This window comes from Marinomonas atlantica, from assembly GCF_001639725.1.
GTDB lineage: Bacteria > Pseudomonadota > Gammaproteobacteria > Pseudomonadales > Marinomonadaceae > Marinomonas > Marinomonas atlantica.
Genome location: NZ_LTAW01000002.1, coordinates 93298 through 108724 on the forward strand (window position 1 = coordinate 93298; position 15427 = coordinate 108724).

Below are 15427 nucleotides of genomic sequence, written 5' to 3' on the forward strand. Positions count from 1 at the left end.
ATTAGGCTCCTTTTGTATCCACAATCCAAGTATCTTTACTACCACCACCTTGTGACGAATTAACGACTAGAGAGCCTTTTTTCATCGCCACGCGGGTCAATCCCCCCGTCGTGACATAGGTGTCTTTGCTTTGCAAAATAAATGGGCGTAGATCCAAGTGGCGCGGTTCTAGTGATCCTTTTCCGATTAAGGTAGGTGCTGTGGACAGTTTCAACGTGGGTTGAGCAATGTAGTTACGAGGATTATTTTTAATCAACTCCGCAAATTTCTGTTGCTCTTTTTTGGTTGAATGTGGTCCAACAAGCATACCGTAGCCGCCAGATTCATTGGCTGGTTTTACGACTAATTCATCAAGGTGTGCCAGCACGTATTCGCGCTCTTCTGCGTTATCGCATAGGTAGGTTTTGACATTTTTCAGAATTGGCTCTTCGTCAAGGTAGTAACGAATTAACTCAGGGACATACGCGTAAACCACTTTGTCATCGGCAACACCGGCCCCCGGCGCATTGGCTAAGGCTACATTGCCCGCTTTCCAAGCGCGCATTAGACCTGCAACGCCTAATACTGAGTCTGGGTCAAAGGCTTCAGGGTCTAAGAATAAATCGTCAATACGGCGATAAATCACATCAACGCGCTCAGGCCCGTAGATGGTTTTCATATAGACACAATCGTCTTCATCGACGAACATATCTGAGCCTTCGACCAATTCAGTCCCCATTTTCTGAGCCAAAAAGGCGTGTTCAAAGTAAGCTGAATTGTAGATGCCTGGTGTCATCACGACGATCTCTGGTCGCTCAATATCTCGCGGAGATAAGGCCGCAAGCGTGTCAAATAGGTTGGATGTGTAAGCACCCACAGGCAAGATTTCATCGTTTTCAAACAGTTCTGGTAACACACGTTTTGTAATAGCGCGGTTTTCCAGCATATAAGACACACCAGAAGGCACACGTAGGTTATCTTCTAATACATAGAAATCACCGTGCTCATCACGCACTAAGTCTGTACCACAAATATGTGCCCAAACACCGTATTTCGGTGACACGCCAACACATTCCGGACGAAAGTTCTTAGAGTCTTTAATTATGTGTTCTGGAATGATTCCGTCTTTGATGCAGTTTTGATCGTGGTAGAGGTCGTCGATGAAGCGATTAAGGGCGGTGAGTCGTTGTTTTAATCCTTGGGCGGTGACTTCCCAGTCTTTGGCGGCAATGGTGCGAGGGACAATATCAAAGGGCCAAGCCCGGTCAATGTTTCCTTCTTCGGTATAGACCGTGAAACTGATGCCCATTTCTTGAACGGTCGCTTCAGCCGTAATGCGGCGCTTCTCAAGCTCCTCTGACGGCAGGCCATTTAAGTAGTCAAGTAATTCCTTAGCGGGTGGGTGAGCTTGTCCTGATGAATTAATGAGTTCATCGAAAAAAACGCTAGTGTTGTAATTATCTGTCAATTTTTCCATATCTTATTATTCCCCGTTAACGTCTGCGGGAGTGCGTCAACACAGTTCATCCTCATAGCAGTATTAGTTATTGATGAACCAAATGCATGCATATAGCAAGCGAAACTTAGAACTTGCTAATACATTTGCATAATCTCCAGCAAGTATTGCGCCACAATACCTGTAGAATGTTTCCATTTAATTTATCTGTAAAACTTGATGGCTTGCCAAATTTATATCAGGTTTCTGATTTGGGTTTTTGTTATGATGCGGAATGGATTGATCAATGAGTAAGGAAAATACTGTGGCGCATTTAGACCAAGCTAAACAAGTAATCGTCGTAGGTGCTGGCATTGGAGGATTGACGGTTGCTTTAGGGTTAGCCAAGCAGGGCTTTCAGGTCAGAATCTTCGAGCAAGCGTCTTCATTGAGTGAAGTCGGTGCAGGCTTACAACTTAGCCCAAATGCAATAAAAGTACTGCGAGAATTTGGTGTGAAAGACCAAATTGAGAAGCATGCTTATACCCCACAGAAAGCCTGTATTCGAGATTATAAATCGGGTGATTATTATTTAGAAACATCGCTAGGCAAGCACATTGAGCAACGATACGGTGCGCCTTATTGGCACATCCACAGAGCTGATTTACATAAAGAATTAGTGCAAGCCTGTTACAGTGCTGGCGTCGAAATAGAGTTGGATCACAAAGTGCAGGGCTACCGTGAAGATCCTAAACATGCCACGGTACTGCTGGAAAACGGTACTGAACACGCCGACATTGTGATCGGGGCTGATGGGATTCATTCTAAAATGCGTGAGCTAATGCTGGGGGTTCAAGCGCCTATTTTTACTGGCCAAGTAGCATGGCGTGGTACGGTTCCAGTCTCGGCAATCAAAGGCGCTTCCATTCAACCGAATGCCACCGTTTGGGCTGGCCCAAATAAACATCTTGTGACCTACTATTTACGCGGAGGCGAGTTTATTAACTTTGTTGCCGTTGAAGAGCGGGCGGAATGGCGATCTGAATCATGGCGTGAGGCGGGCGATGTAGAAGAGCTCCGCCGTAAATTTTTAGGCTGGCACCCCGAAGTCACTTCGGTTTTAGAAGCCTGTGATGAAACCTTTTTATGGGCTTTAAATGGCCGTCCTACGCTCCCCAAATGGCATGATGAACGTCTGGTATTGTTAGGTGATGCCTGTCATCCAATGTTGCCCTTTATGGCGCAAGGTGCCGCGATGGCCATTGAAGATGCCTATGTTCTGGTGACAACATTGACAAAATACCCATTCAAAGAAGCCTTTGATAAATACGAAAGCGTTCGAAAACCTCGAGTTACTGCGGTTCAACGACAGTCGCGTGATAATGCTGCCTTGTACCATATGCACGGTGGTTGGGAAGGGCGCTTAAAACTCAAAGCGCTTGGTGTTGCCTCAAAATACTTCAGTCGTATCATTGATGCTAAGTTGGATCATATCTATGGACACGATGTGACCACGCTGGCTCTGTAGTGCATTGATCTGCAGCCATTTATTCAACGAAATTCGTGTCATGCATAGGACGCCTCTGTGAGCACTTCTTCTCATCTTAAAGCCGAGCTGATTTTAGTTTTGGTGACTGTCATTGCTGCATTTGGTTGGATTTTCTCCAAAGAGGCATTGGCTGGCTTACCGCCTATTTTCTTTCTTGGCGTTCGCTTTGTACTGGCCGGCTTGATTCTGTTTTTTGTCGGGGCGCGTTTTTTTAAGGGCATTACATGGCATGATCTAAAAGGCGCGATCATGGTTGGTCTCGTCATGGGCGTTGCCATGATGTTCTGGATTATCGGACTTGATCAGGTGAGTAACTTAGGTGTCGGGGCTTTCATCAATAGTCTTGGCGTGATTTTGGTGCCTGTGTTTGCACGCTTCTTATTTAACGAGCGCCCAGCCAAAAGCATTTGGTTTGCCCTGCCTATTGCAATCATTGGTCTAGCGTTGTTGGCATTGGGGAATGGCTTAGCTTTTGAGTTTGCACAGCTGTATTTCTTTATTGCAGCCGTGACCTTTGCAATACAATTCAATTTATTGACGCGTATGTCGAGCCGTTTACATGTGTTAGTGCTTACCTCGATTCAACTCATCACGGCAGGTGCATTATTACTGGTTATATCACCCACTGTAGAAGAGATTCCTCAGACAGTGTCATTACCGATTGTCGGCTGGTTTCTAGCCAGTACTGTAATTGCCACCAGTTTACGATTCTTGTTGCAAACCTATGGGCAAAGTTTAACGCCTGCCAGTCATGCTGCTGTGATTATGAATTTAGAGCCAGTTTGGACTGCACTGCTAGCCGCTATTTGGTTCAGTGAGAAAATGGCTGCCTTACAAGTGCTGGGGTGTGGTCTGATATTTGTCGCAATGCTGGTAAGTAAGTGGCGGCAAGTATTGGTTTTTCTAAGGATTCGTTGATGGTGTTACCTAGCTAATCTGGGAAAAGCTCATTCAGCATGTGTTCAAAAAGTTGATGTGATTGTTGACTAAAAGGCTCTGCGTAGTCTGCACTGCGATGAAATAAACCGTCAGTCAGTGCTACCAGAAAGCGAATGCGCGCCTGAATATCAGCGTCCTCATCAAGCGCATAACGTTGACGAACAATATTCTTGGCGTGCTCGGTTAAACGGCGGTCTGCATCGGCTTGAATCTTAGCCAGCGCTGGCGAGCGGTTAGCTTCAGCCTTGATTTCCATATTGAGAATTCGCTCTATACGAAATTCTTCGCAGTTCTTTTGTTCGAATACGCGCGCCAGCCAATCTTTCTTCTCTATAAAGTCTTCCATCATTTCCATGTATTCTTCCGTTTTACGCTCTACAACGGCACGGATGATGCTCTCTTTGTGTGCAAAATAACGGTAAATTTGACCAACACTTAATTCTGCTGTTTTAGCAACCTCCGCCATGCTGGCTTTATGAAAGCCTTTTTCCACAACGTGTACGATAAATGCATCTATGATTTGCTGGCGACGTTGTTGCTCGTTGACTGGAGGCTTGTTCATATTTATTTGCACGATTAAAAGATGGGAAGTGTAACGTCGCTAGATTATAGTAGGAATGAACGCTCATTCTCAAATGATAATTATTGGAGTTGTCACAGTTTATGCTGTCTCGGAACTTTTTATTAACAGGGGTAGTGCTGGCCTCAGCTATTTTGGCAGGATGTCAAGAAAGCGAAAGCAGTGCAGCGAAAGGTAATGCGCAAGCTCAACAAGCGCCTAAGACCCAAGTGGGGATTATCACCATAGAAAAACAAGCTGTTGAGCTAACGTCCGAGTTACCAGGCCGCACGAAATCCAGTTTAGAAGCGGAGATTCGCCCTCAAGTGGGCGGTATCGTGGAAAAACGTTTGTTTGAAGAAGGGCAAGCTGTTGCAGCAGGTGATTTACTGTATCAACTGGACGACTCCATTTATAAATCTAATTTAGAGCAAGCCCAGGCTGATTTAGACAGTGCCCGAGCTACGCTAACTTCTACAAAACAAACCTATGAACGCTACCGCCAGTTAAAAGCGCGTAATAACGTTTCTCAGCAAAATTTAGACGATGCCAATGTGGCTTATTTGTCTGCGGTGGCTTCTGAGAAACGCGCTGTAGCATCTTTGAACAGTGCCAAGATTGACCTGAAGTACACACAGATTGCCGCGCCGATTGACGGTAAGATTGGTATTTCAGAAGTGACAGTGGGCGCTTTGGTGACCGCTGGACAAGCAACACCAATGACGACGATTCGTACGACGGATCCGATGTATGTGGACCTTGCTCAAACCAGTGTAGAGCAACTTCGTATTCGCAACTTGTTAAGTCTTGAACACGTTGAATTGGGTGATCAAAATGTCACGTTAGTGTTGGAAGACGGATCCGTCTATCCCCATGAAGGTCGTTTAAAAACTCGTGAAGTGAATGTTGATGAAATGACGGGTAGTGTGACGCTGCGTGCAGAGTTTGATAACCCTGACGGTTTATTGCTACCCGGTATGTTTGTGCGAGGACGAATTAACGACTTAACCGACAGCCAAGCGATTTTAGTGCCTCAACAAGGAGTTGCTCGTGATGTAAAAGGCAAAGCCTTTTCATTGGTTGTCAACGCTGACAATAAAGTAGAACGTCGCTTTGTAACCACTGAACGTGCGGTTGGCAACCAATGGTACATTACTGATGGTATCAAAGATGGCGATAAAGTAATCGTTGAAGGCAGCATGAAGGTGCGCCCCGGCGCTGACGTCACGACGGTTGAGCTAAAGCGAGACCCTCAAACAGGTCGCATGGTAGAGGTTAATGCCGCGACGACTGGCCAGTAGCAAAGGGAGCTATAAATGATTGCGCATTTTTTCGTAAAGCGTCCGGTATTCGCGTGGGTTATCTCCATCGTTATTATGTTAGCGGGTGTGCTTGCGATTACTCAATTGCCGGTGTCTCAATACCCCAACGTGGCGCCGCCAACGGTCAGTATCTCGGCGACCTATAATGGCGCGTCGGCAGAAACCGTTGAAAACAGTGTCACTCAGATAATTGAGCAGCAACTGACAGGGATTGATGGGTTGCTTTACTTCTCATCAAGCAGCAGTTCAACGGGGCGCACTAGTATTAGTGTGACCTTTGAACAAGGCACTGATGCTGATACGGCTCAAGTTCAAGTACAAAACAAAGTACAGCAAATTACGTCTAATCTTCCTTCGTCTGTGCAGCAGCAAGGGGTCACCGTGACCAAGTCACAATCCGACTTCCTGCTGATCATGGCGCTGTACGATGAGAACGACCAAGACACCGCGAGTGATTTATCAGATTACCTTGTATCCAACATGCAAGATCCGGTATCGCGACTTGAGGGCGTTGGCAGTGTTCAAGTGTTTGGCTCGGCCTACGCTATGCGTATTTGGTTAGACCCACTTAAACTGGCAACCTACAACCTGATTCCATCGGACGTTGCCAATGCGATCAAAGCTCAAAATGTCCAAGTGGCTGCAGGTAGTTTAGGTAGTTACCCTATTGCCAAAGGCCAAGAGCTGAATGCAACAGTAACGGCTCAGTCGAAGCTGGAAACGCCGGAAGAGTTTGAAAATATCATTCTTAAGTACGACGACAACGGTGCCACAGTACGTCTTAAAAACGTCGCAACGGTTGAAATTGGCAGTGAAAACTACAACTTTTCACCTCGTTTAGATGGCCACCCTGCAACGGGTATGGCTGTGATGCTGGCTCCAAACGCGAATGCATTAGAGACTTCCGAACGTGTCAAAGCAGCGATTGAAGAGCTGAATAGAAACTTGCCAGAAGGTTACAAAACTGCGTTACCGCTAGACTCTACTGAGTTTATTAAGATCTCGATTGAAGAGGTGGTGAAAACTCTGTTTGAAGCCATCGCTTTAGTGGTCATCGTAATGTTTGTGTTTCTGCAAAGCTGGCGTGCGACCTTGATTCCAGCCATTGCTGTACCGGTGGTATTGTTGGGAACGTTCGGCGTACTGCAGGCGTTTGGTTATTCGATTAATACTTTGACCATGTTTGGTCTGGTGCTGTCGATCGGTCTGTTGGTGGACGATGCCATTGTTGTGGTCGAAAACGTTGAACGTGTGATGGAAGAAGAAAAGCTTTCACCGCGAGAAGCAACCATTAAATCTATGAAAGAAATCACCAGTGCCTTGATCGGTATTGCAGTGGTACTGTCAGCGGTATTCGTACCCATGGCTTTCTTTAGTGGTTCGACCGGCGTTATTTATCGTCAATTCTCGATCACCATTGTATCGTCGATGGTATTGTCTGTGATTGTGGCGTTGACGTTGTCGCCCGCTTTGTGTGCAACCTTGCTCAAACCAGGGCAGCATGGCCAGAAGCGAGGGTTAGGGGGCTGGTTTAACCGCAAGTTTGACTCAACCACCAATCGCTACAGTAGCCGAGTATCGAAACTGATCAAGCAACCTGTGCGTTGGTTAGCGGGTTACTTGGTGATTATTGCAGGCATGAGCTACTTGATGCTCAATGTACCGACGGGCTTCTTACCGACGGAAGACCAAGGTAACGTGATGGTGATTGTTTCTTTGCCTGAAGGCGCGTCCATGGCGCGTACCGAAGAGGTGATGGACCAGGTTCAAGATCATTTCTTAGTCAAAGAAAAAGACTATGTCGATTCTATCTTCACGATATCTGGCTTTAGCTTTATGGGAACAGGGCAAAACTCTGGTATGGCGTTCGTGCTGTTGAAGCACTGGGACGAACGTACCGAGCCTGGTAGTTCGGCGTCGGACATTGTTGGGCGTTCTTATCCTGGGCTTGCTGGCATTCGTGATGCGCAAATCTTTTCGTTGTTGCCGCCGTCTATTCGAGGCATGGGACAAAGTAATGGCTTTACGTTTGAGCTTCAGGCAGCAGGTAACACTGACCGTGACACCTTGCTAGAAATGCGTGACCGACTGCTCGGTGATGCCCGTGCAAGTCAGATTTTGTCTGGCGTTCGTATGGGCGGTCAAAGTGAAACGCCACAGCTTCACATTGACATCGACCAAGAGAAAGCATCGGCATTGGGCCTATCTATGACGGATATATCCAGTACGTTGTCAGCTGCTTGGGCGGGTAATTACGTCAATGACTTCGTTGACCGAGGCCGTGTGAAACGTGTGTATATAGAAGGTGATGCGGAATACCGAGGTTCGCCATCCGACTTACAGCACTGGTATGTGCGTGGTAATGGCGACAAAATGACTCCGTTCTCAGCCTTTGCTGACAGCGAATGGACGTTTGGCCCGAAAGCTCTGACTCGTTTTAATGGGCTGCCGTCTTATGAGATTCAAGGTTCTGCAGCACCGGGTTTAAGTTCGGGTGACGCGATGGACGAAATGGCACGCTTAGCGAACCAACTTCCTCAGGGCACGTCGTATGCATGGAGTGGTTTGTCTTTCCAAGAGCAGCAATCTGGTGGACAAACGTACTTCTTGTACGCTGTGTCTATTTTAGTGGTGTTCTTGTGTCTGGCGGCATTGTATGAAAGCTGGACGGTACCATTCTCCGTGATTATGGTAATTCCTTTAGGGGTTATTGGTGCGGCGGGTGCAATCTATCTGCGTGATCTTCAAAACGACGTTTATTTCCAAGTGGCGCTCTTGACCATCATAGGTCTGTCCTCTAAAAATGCCATCTTGATCGTGGAGTTTGCGGAGGCCGCTTACCGCCGAGGTGAAGATGTTTGGACGGCTGCGACCGAAGGCGCGCGATTACGTTTGCGTCCAATCATTATGACATCGTTAGCGTTTATCGTAGGTACGTTACCGTTAGCTTTGTCTTCTGGTGCCGGTGCTAATAGCCGAATTTCAATTGGTACCGGTATCGTGGGCGGGACGCTGACCGCTACGGTTCTAGCGATCTTCTTTGTGCCTTTGTTTTTCGTCATAGTGCGACGTTTATTTCCGAAACGCCCGATTGAAGACTAAATGATCTTGTCATCATAATAAGCCAAAAAAAGGAGCCTAGAGGCTCCTTTTTTTGTATTTGATTGGCTTAGTTTAGCGGGTGTTTTATGTCTTTTTACTGATGAAAAAGCGTGTTTTCTGATGGTTGTTACCCAGTTGGGCGATCTCTGTTGGGCGGCCCTCAGTGTCCAAACGTACATAGCCAATGCCTGATTGGTTAATCAGGCGTTCACCTTTGGAGGCGTGTTCGGGTTTACGAGGAGAGATTCGCAAAGAGCGTCGCTTAGTGAAAAGATTCAACGGAGACCACGGGGCATAAAGCCAACGGTTAAGGCGGTCAAACCATTCTAATAATGTGTTTGGAAACTCATTACGCAAGCCGCTGCTGGTAATCTGCCAAATGGTAGGGCTGCTTTTGTAGCCGCGTAGTTTTATGTCGTACGCAAAAGAGTAGTGCACATCGCCCGATAAAATTACGAAGTTAGTCGGTGTTTTGGCGTGCGTAAACAAATTCATCAAGGCATAAGCTGAACCTGGGTGCGCCATCCAGTTTTCCGCATCCACCATCAAAGGTTTACCGAACCAAGTAAACACTTCCTGAATGGCTTCGATTAGCTTCACCCCGAATACAGGGGCAGGGGAGACTAGAATGACTGAGTCCAAGTCTTTGATATCTTGTTGCAAATCCGTGATGGCTTCCCAATCCATTAACCCTGAAGGATGGTTAAAGTTTTGCTCTGAGCGCCAGCGACGGGTACGAGTGTCTAACACCACTAATTTTGGCTCAGTATCCCACTGATAGTGCCATTGTTCGTAGGCCAAGAGTTGGTCTATGTATTCATCCTGCAAGGCGCTGTCTTGGCTTTGCTGCGCGAGTTCTGCCTGTTTTAAGAATTGATCATCGTACTGAGAGGGGTTATTTCCCCAACCTTGGCAAATCATATAGCCGAACAGAGCATTGCCTAAAATACGTTTCGACAGCTCATGGCCATAAGCGGTTTGTTCCCAGTCCGCGGTTAAGTTCCAGTCATCGGTGACATCATGGTCATCAAACATCATCGCGGTAGGCAAATGAGATAACACGCGCTGAACTTGAGGCAATGTCTCAACAAACTCTTTAATGGCTTTTCGCTCTTCTAAGTAGCGTGTTTTATGATCTTCATTCGACAAACCTTCGGGAATTTCGAGTGATATGTGAGCCCATAAAGTTGGCGACCACACTAATAGATACATACACATCACTTCAGCAAAGCTAATTAAATGGTTGTGTGCCGTATCTGTGGTAAAAACGGGTTTCTTCTTGCCTTTGAAAAACTGGCGGCGAACGTCATCGCCTTCTTCTGATTTTGGCAGCAGAGCTTCACGACAGTAATAGAATGGATCGTCGTGTAAACGGTGCCCTGACTCGGGTAGGCGTTCTTCCTTGATGCCCAACAAGTCTACCGCTTGACGAATTGCGTACAGCATTGGGCCGGCGACATCGTCGGCGTAAATCTGATCCCCCGATAGCATCAGCAAAGAGGGCCAATCGCTTATATTGGTATGGGACAAATGTCGATCTGCTTGTGCTAAACCATCGCCAATGGACGCCCTGCTATCAAGCTGCTGATAGCCAAAATGGGCTTTGCGACAAGAGCCATGAAGCAGTGACGAAATTTCAGGCTTCCAAATAAACTGAATCGTGTCGTCTTTCTCGTCATATAGATAGTTATCACCATTCAGTTCGACAGGACGACCTTCTTCAAATGTTAAGCGGTAGCCAAGGGCTTCTGTTTTAGGGAGTCTGTCTTCAAGCGTGACGGTGATGAGCTTAATAAATAAGCGTTCACCAATTTGAATCGACGTACATTGAGTGTCACTGATAAGGGTATTAGCCCCGTGAAGTATGTTGACCGTTGGCGTGAGATCAAGACTTGTTGCCAGCCATAAATGCATGGCGTGAGCCTCTACTTTGCGCAAAATAGGGCCTGCGATAATTGACGGTAACGTCACATCCGTCGCCATAGAATTCATAGGGAGTGCTCCAAACCGATCAGTAAATTCTTATATCGTACCTCAGAGTCGGTTTGAAAACCTGTAGTGGGATGTAAATACTGATTCACCTTTTTTGCAAAAAGCTTTTCCCTGTAGCCATTGCAACCACCGGATGGATTCGATAGTTTAAACAACTAGAGTTGATATGTGTTTCGTGACTTTGTCACGGGCCTCTTACCCACAAAAGTTTATTTGCTTAAGAGATTCCGATGCTGAAAAAGTCGTTGTATTTACCGTTAGCCTGCGCTTTACCCCTAACAACATACGCCGAAAACCTTTCTACAGAAATGCATCCCTCCTCCCACATAGAGCAAGTATTCCATTCCAAAACCTACTTTTTAATGGCCGTTGATAACGAAATCAAAAGCGCCATTCAATATGACGACGTCAGCAAACTTCTAGGCTTACCCGCGATGAGTAAAGAAGACGCTGAAACGGTTCTTTTTGGCATGCGTAAGTCTTTACTAAAATATGCTGCTCGAGCATGGGATACGGGGGTTGCGGTAAATTATGGCAAAGAAGTAAGTGAAGTAATTGGCTTAGAAACCATCGGAACGGATGAGGTGGACGAAACAAGCTTACAAAATAAACTGTTATTGTTTCGCTACGCACAACAATATGACAACTCAAAACAAGTTATTGATCGCTACAGTGAGCAATTAGACCCCTTAGTGGAATCACTGAGCCTAAGTGCCAGCCTCAGCAACCAAGACTGCATCAATGCGGAACCACACTCCGATTACGAGTTTTATCAAAAACTCTCAACACACCTGCCCAAAACAAGTGCAGGCATATCTTTAGCAAAGAAATACGAAATTTTGATGCCCTGCCAAAAGCTCGCACTTGGAGACTTTCTTGAGCAAAACCAAAGCAACTTAAGCAAAGCTACCTTCCAACGAGGCATCGCCAGCGTCATAGCGGTTAATTAGACCTTTTTTCAATATTGAGGCGCTATTTAAGGTGCTTAAAAAAACAAATCATCAGGGGTGTCTTTCATAGTCATCGCTGTATAATACCCGCCCAATCGAAAAGCAAAACGAACGTGTTAAGGTACTCTCAACAGGTTCGTAGACTAACCTAAAGAGTTTCTAAATGGCTGACCAGCAATTTCTTGATCAAGTAAACAAGCGCAGAACTTTCGCTATTATCTCCCACCCCGATGCCGGTAAGACAACGATCACTGAGAAAGTATTGTTGTTCGGACGCGCGATTCAGTCTGCCGGTACGGTAAAAGGCCGTGGTTCCAATGCGCACGCTAAATCCGATTGGATGGATATGGAGAAAGAGCGTGGTATCTCGATCACGACGTCGGTGATGCAGTTCCCATACAATGATTGCTTGGTTAACCTGCTAGACACTCCTGGGCACGAAGATTTCTCGGAAGATACCTACCGTACGCTGACAGCGGTGGATTCTTGTTTGATGGTGATCGACGCTGCGAAAGGTGTCGAGGCGCGTACCCGTAAATTGATGGAAGTAACTCGTCTGCGTGACACGCCGATCGTAACCTTCATGAACAAGTTGGACCGTGATATTCGTGATCCGATGGAGCTATTAGACGAAGTCGAAAACGAACTGAATATGATGTGTGCGCCGATTACTTGGCCCATTGGTTGTGGCAAGCTGTTTAAAGGTGTGTATCACATTCATAATGATGAAACGATTCTGTACTCCACGGGGCAGGGGCATAAGATTCAAGATCTACGTGTTGTAAAAGGCTTGAACAACCCTGAGCTAGATGAAGCCGTTGGCGAAGAGTTGGCCGAGCAGCTACGAGAAGAGCTTGAGTTGGTGATGGGCGCATCGAATGAATTTGATCAAGAGCTGTTTCTAGCGGGTGAGTTAACGCCTGTTTATTTTGGTACAGCCTTGGGTAACTTTGGTGTCGATCACATGCTGGATGCCTTAACGCAATGGGCACCGGCTCCAATGCCACGGGAAACACATGATCGCCAAGTGGACGCTACGGAAGAGAAATTCTCTGGTTTCGTCTTTAAGATTCAAGCCAATATGGACCCGAAACACCGTGACCGAATTGCGTTTATGCGTGTGGTATCGGGTACGTACAAGCAAGGCATGAAAATGAATCATGTGCGTTTGGGTAAGCAGATCAGTATTTCTGATGCCGTAACCTTTATGGCGGGTGACCGTTCTCGTGCCGAAGAGGCCTTTGCCGGCGATATCATTGGTTTGCATAACCACGGCACGATCCAGATCGGTGACACTTTCACTCAAGGCGAAAGCTTAAAGTTCTCTGGTATTCCAAACTTTGCGCCGGAATTGTTCCGTCGTATTCGCCTAAAAGATCCATTGCGACAGAAACAGCTGTTAAAAGGCTTGGTACAGCTTTCAGAAGAAGGTGCGGTGCAAGTGTTCCGCCCGATGCAAAACAATGACTTAATCGTTGGTGCGGTCGGTGTTCTTCAGTTTGATGTGGTTGTGGCACGCTTGAAAGCGGAATATAACGTGGAAGCCATTTACGAAAACATTAACGTGGCAACAGCACGCTGGGTGCAAGCGGAAGAAGGTAAGAAGTTCGAAGAATTCAAGCGTAAAAGCGAGGCGAACTTAGCGTTGGATGGTGGTGATAATTTAACCTACATTGCGCCGACGATGGTGAATTTGAACCTAGCTAAAGAGCGTTACCCTGAAGTTGAATTCCGTGCGACGCGTGAGCACTGATCTATACTTGACTAGTTTACTTGGTTAAGAGGATAATCTTGCCATTATTTTAATGGTGTAAAGGTGTCTCGATACCTTAGTGGAGAAAGCAATGGTCGAATCAGCTGACCCTATTTCAATGACGGATGCTGCTGCAGCAAAATTGCAGTCATTGATTGTGGAGGAAGAAAACGAGCGCTTGATGTTGCGTGTGTACGTGACTGGTGGTGGTTGTTCCGGCTTCCAGTACGGATTCACGTTTGATGAAGAGTATCAAGAGGACGACACAGAAGTGATGCGCAATGGCGTAAAGCTGGTAGTTGATCCGTTAAGTTTCCAGTACTTGGTAGGCTCAGAAGTCGATTATAAAGAAAACTTAGAAGGTGCGCGCTTTACTGTGGCTAACCCTAATGCGTCTTCAACCTGTGGTTGTGGTGCAAGCTTTAGCATATAAGGGTTCGCGCTGCGAAAGCGTTACCAGTTGTCTTAGAAACCCTCGCGTAATACCGAGGGTTTTTTTATGACCTCTATCTGGTTATGGCACTGTTTGAATGATGGAAGTAGTAAGAGGTGATGCTAGGATAATGACGACGTCATCGGTAAGCTTGTTGCATGATAATCGAGTGATTGCAGCGGACTTGCTTAGAATTTCCACAGCATGACCTTTATCTAATGGGTGCGTGTACGTATGATACTCCGCTTTTTAATGAAACCGACTAGGGGAAGTTATATGAAATTTAAGTCTTACGCTTCGGCGTTGGCCCTGACTGCAGTGACTGCGGTTCCGTTTTCTGCTCAAGCAGAAGATGTTGTGCACTTTTATAACTGGTCGGATTACATCGACGAAGAAACGTTGCCAAGCTTTGAACAAAAAACGGGTACATCGGTTGTCTACGATGTGTTCGATAGTAATGAAGTGTTGGAAGCCAAGTTGCTCTCTGGCCAATCTGGCTTTGATTTAGTGGTTCCCACAAATGACTTTATTGGCAAACAAATTCAGGCGGGTGCGTTTATGCCGCTTGATCGTTCAGCGTTGCCAAACTGGTCGAACCTGGACCCGAAAATCATGTCTTTGTTAGAAGGCGTTGATCCTGATAATAAATATTCCGTGCCTTACATGTGGGGCACAACAGGTATCGGTATAAACGAAACCAAAGTAAAAGAACTTTTGGGTGAAGATGCTCCGATTGATAGCTGGTCTTTGGTGTTTGAAAAAGAATATTTAGAAAAGCTGCAATCTTGTGGTGTCGTAGCGTTGGATGCGCCAACAGAAATCATCAGTTCTGCATTGAACTACTTAGGTCTTGATCCGAATACTACTGATAAAGCGGATATTAATAAGGCAACGGATCTAATGTTGTCTGTACGCCCTTACTACCGTTATTTTCACAGCTCGAAATACATCAATGATCTAGCCAATGGTGACGTTTGTGTTGTGATTGCTTGGTCGGGTGATGTGGCGCAAGCAGCAGCTCGTGCAGAAGAGGCCAATAATGGCGTTGATATCCGATATGTGATTCCGAAAGAGGGCGCGCTGATGTGGTTTGATATGCTGGCTATTCCTCGTGATGCGAAGAATGCGGAAGGTGCCCATGAACTGATTAACTTCCTTTTGCGCCCTGAGATCACGGCAAACATAACGAACTACGTTTGGTACGCCAATGCCAACCCAGCGTCTATGAGCATGGTGGATGCCGACGTAGCCAATGATGAAAGTATTTTTCCAACACAAGAGGTGCGCGATAAGTTGTGGTTACCGAGCGTGTTGGATCAACGTACGACGCGCACCATTACGCGTGCATGGAACAAGATTAAATCCGGTCAATAACCGCATCGCCAGCGGGCGGTGCTCGCTGGCATGATTTTTA

11 protein-coding genes are annotated in these 15427 nt (G+C 46.4%); 8 read left to right on the top strand and 3 right to left on the bottom strand.

The genetic code is table 11. From position 1 onward, the window contains the following. Position 1: 1 nt before the first annotated feature. Positions 2-1456, bottom strand: coding sequence for a circularly permuted type 2 ATP-grasp protein (locus AYW75_RS03130; protein ID WP_067095287.1), 1455 nt, complete (start codon positions 1454-1456; stop codon positions 2-4). Positions 1457-1721: 265 nt separating this feature from the next. Here AYW75_RS03130 and AYW75_RS03135 point away from each other — a divergent pair, with 265 nt between their 5' ends. Continuing rightward, positions 1722-2942, top strand: a complete 1221-nt coding sequence (locus tag AYW75_RS03135; protein WP_067095290.1) for an FAD-dependent monooxygenase — start codon at positions 1722-1724, stop codon at positions 2940-2942. A gap of 57 nt (positions 2943-2999) precedes the next feature. Next, entirely contained in the window at positions 3000-3881 is an 882-nt protein-coding gene (locus tag AYW75_RS03140; protein ID WP_067095293.1) for a DMT family transporter, read from the top strand. Positions 3882-3894: 13 nt separating this feature from the next. Here AYW75_RS03140 and AYW75_RS03145 read toward each other — a convergent pair whose 3' ends face one another. Then, positions 3895-4464, bottom strand: a complete 570-nt coding sequence (locus tag AYW75_RS03145; RefSeq protein ID WP_067095296.1) for a TetR/AcrR family transcriptional regulator — start codon at positions 4462-4464, stop codon at positions 3895-3897. A gap of 101 nt (positions 4465-4565) precedes the next feature. Between AYW75_RS03145 and AYW75_RS03150 the strand changes: the two genes are divergently transcribed. Both AYW75_RS03150 and AYW75_RS03155 read left to right on the top strand, forming a co-directional pair. Further along, entirely contained in the window at positions 4566-5762 is a 1197-nt protein-coding gene (locus AYW75_RS03150; protein ID WP_067095299.1) for an efflux RND transporter periplasmic adaptor subunit, read from the top strand. Between the two features lie 15 nt (positions 5763-5777). Continuing rightward, positions 5778-8885 (top strand): efflux RND transporter permease subunit, encoded by a 3108-nt coding sequence (locus AYW75_RS03155; RefSeq protein ID WP_067095301.1) that lies wholly within the window; start codon positions 5778-5780, stop codon positions 8883-8885. Between the two features lie 84 nt (positions 8886-8969). On the opposite strand, the gene AYW75_RS03160 is transcribed toward AYW75_RS03155, so the two are convergent. After that, on the bottom strand, positions 8970-10877 hold the full coding sequence (locus AYW75_RS03160; protein WP_067095304.1) for a metallophosphoesterase family protein: 1908 nt from the start codon (positions 10875-10877) through the stop codon (positions 8970-8972). A gap of 230 nt (positions 10878-11107) precedes the next feature. Here AYW75_RS03160 and AYW75_RS03165 point away from each other — a divergent pair, with 230 nt between their 5' ends. The 4 genes from AYW75_RS03165 (at position 11108) to AYW75_RS03180 (ending at position 15387) form a co-directional block, all read left to right on the top strand. Next, positions 11108-11827, top strand: a complete 720-nt coding sequence (locus tag AYW75_RS03165; protein ID WP_156490799.1) for a hypothetical protein — start codon at positions 11108-11110, stop codon at positions 11825-11827. Positions 11828-11990: 163 nt separating this feature from the next. Continuing rightward, complete coding sequence (gene prfC, locus AYW75_RS03170; RefSeq protein WP_067095309.1) at positions 11991-13580, top strand: peptide chain release factor 3; 1590 nt, start codon at positions 11991-11993, stop codon at positions 13578-13580. A gap of 91 nt (positions 13581-13671) precedes the next feature. Then, the gene (gene erpA / locus AYW75_RS03175; protein WP_067032299.1) at positions 13672-14013 is read left to right on the top strand and encodes an iron-sulfur cluster insertion protein ErpA; all 342 of its coding nucleotides are present in this window, start codon (positions 13672-13674) and stop codon (positions 14011-14013) included. A gap of 276 nt (positions 14014-14289) precedes the next feature. Further along, the gene (locus AYW75_RS03180) at positions 14290-15387 is read left to right on the top strand and encodes a polyamine ABC transporter substrate-binding protein (protein ID WP_067095311.1); all 1098 of its coding nucleotides are present in this window, start codon (positions 14290-14292) and stop codon (positions 15385-15387) included. Positions 15388-15427 lie beyond the last annotated feature (40 nt).

Bases quoted from the DNA above. Each gene is read 5' to 3' on its own strand.
- AYW75_RS03130 (WP_067095287.1), bottom strand. From the start codon at position 1,456: ATGGAAAAATTGACAGATAATTACAACACTAGCGTTTTTTTCGATGAA.
- AYW75_RS03135 (WP_067095290.1), top strand. From the start codon at position 1,722: ATGAGTAAGGAAAATACTGTGGCGCATTTAGACCAAGCTAAACAAGTA.
- AYW75_RS03145 (WP_067095296.1), bottom strand. From the start codon at position 4,464: ATGAACAAGCCTCCAGTCAACGAGCAACAACGTCGCCAGCAAATCATA.
- AYW75_RS03150 (WP_067095299.1), top strand. From the start codon at position 4,566: ATGCTGTCTCGGAACTTTTTATTAACAGGGGTAGTGCTGGCCTCAGCT.
- AYW75_RS03155 (WP_067095301.1), top strand. From the start codon at position 5,778: ATGATTGCGCATTTTTTCGTAAAGCGTCCGGTATTCGCGTGGGTTATC.
- AYW75_RS03160 (WP_067095304.1), bottom strand. From the start codon at position 10,877: ATGAATTCTATGGCGACGGATGTGACGTTACCGTCAATTATCGCAGGC.
- AYW75_RS03165 (WP_156490799.1), top strand. From the start codon at position 11,108: ATGCTGAAAAAGTCGTTGTATTTACCGTTAGCCTGCGCTTTACCCCTA.
- prfC (WP_067095309.1), top strand. From the start codon at position 11,991: ATGGCTGACCAGCAATTTCTTGATCAAGTAAACAAGCGCAGAACTTTC.
- erpA (WP_067032299.1), top strand. From the start codon at position 13,672: ATGGTCGAATCAGCTGACCCTATTTCAATGACGGATGCTGCTGCAGCA.
- AYW75_RS03180 (WP_067095311.1), top strand. From the start codon at position 14,290: ATGAAATTTAAGTCTTACGCTTCGGCGTTGGCCCTGACTGCAGTGACT.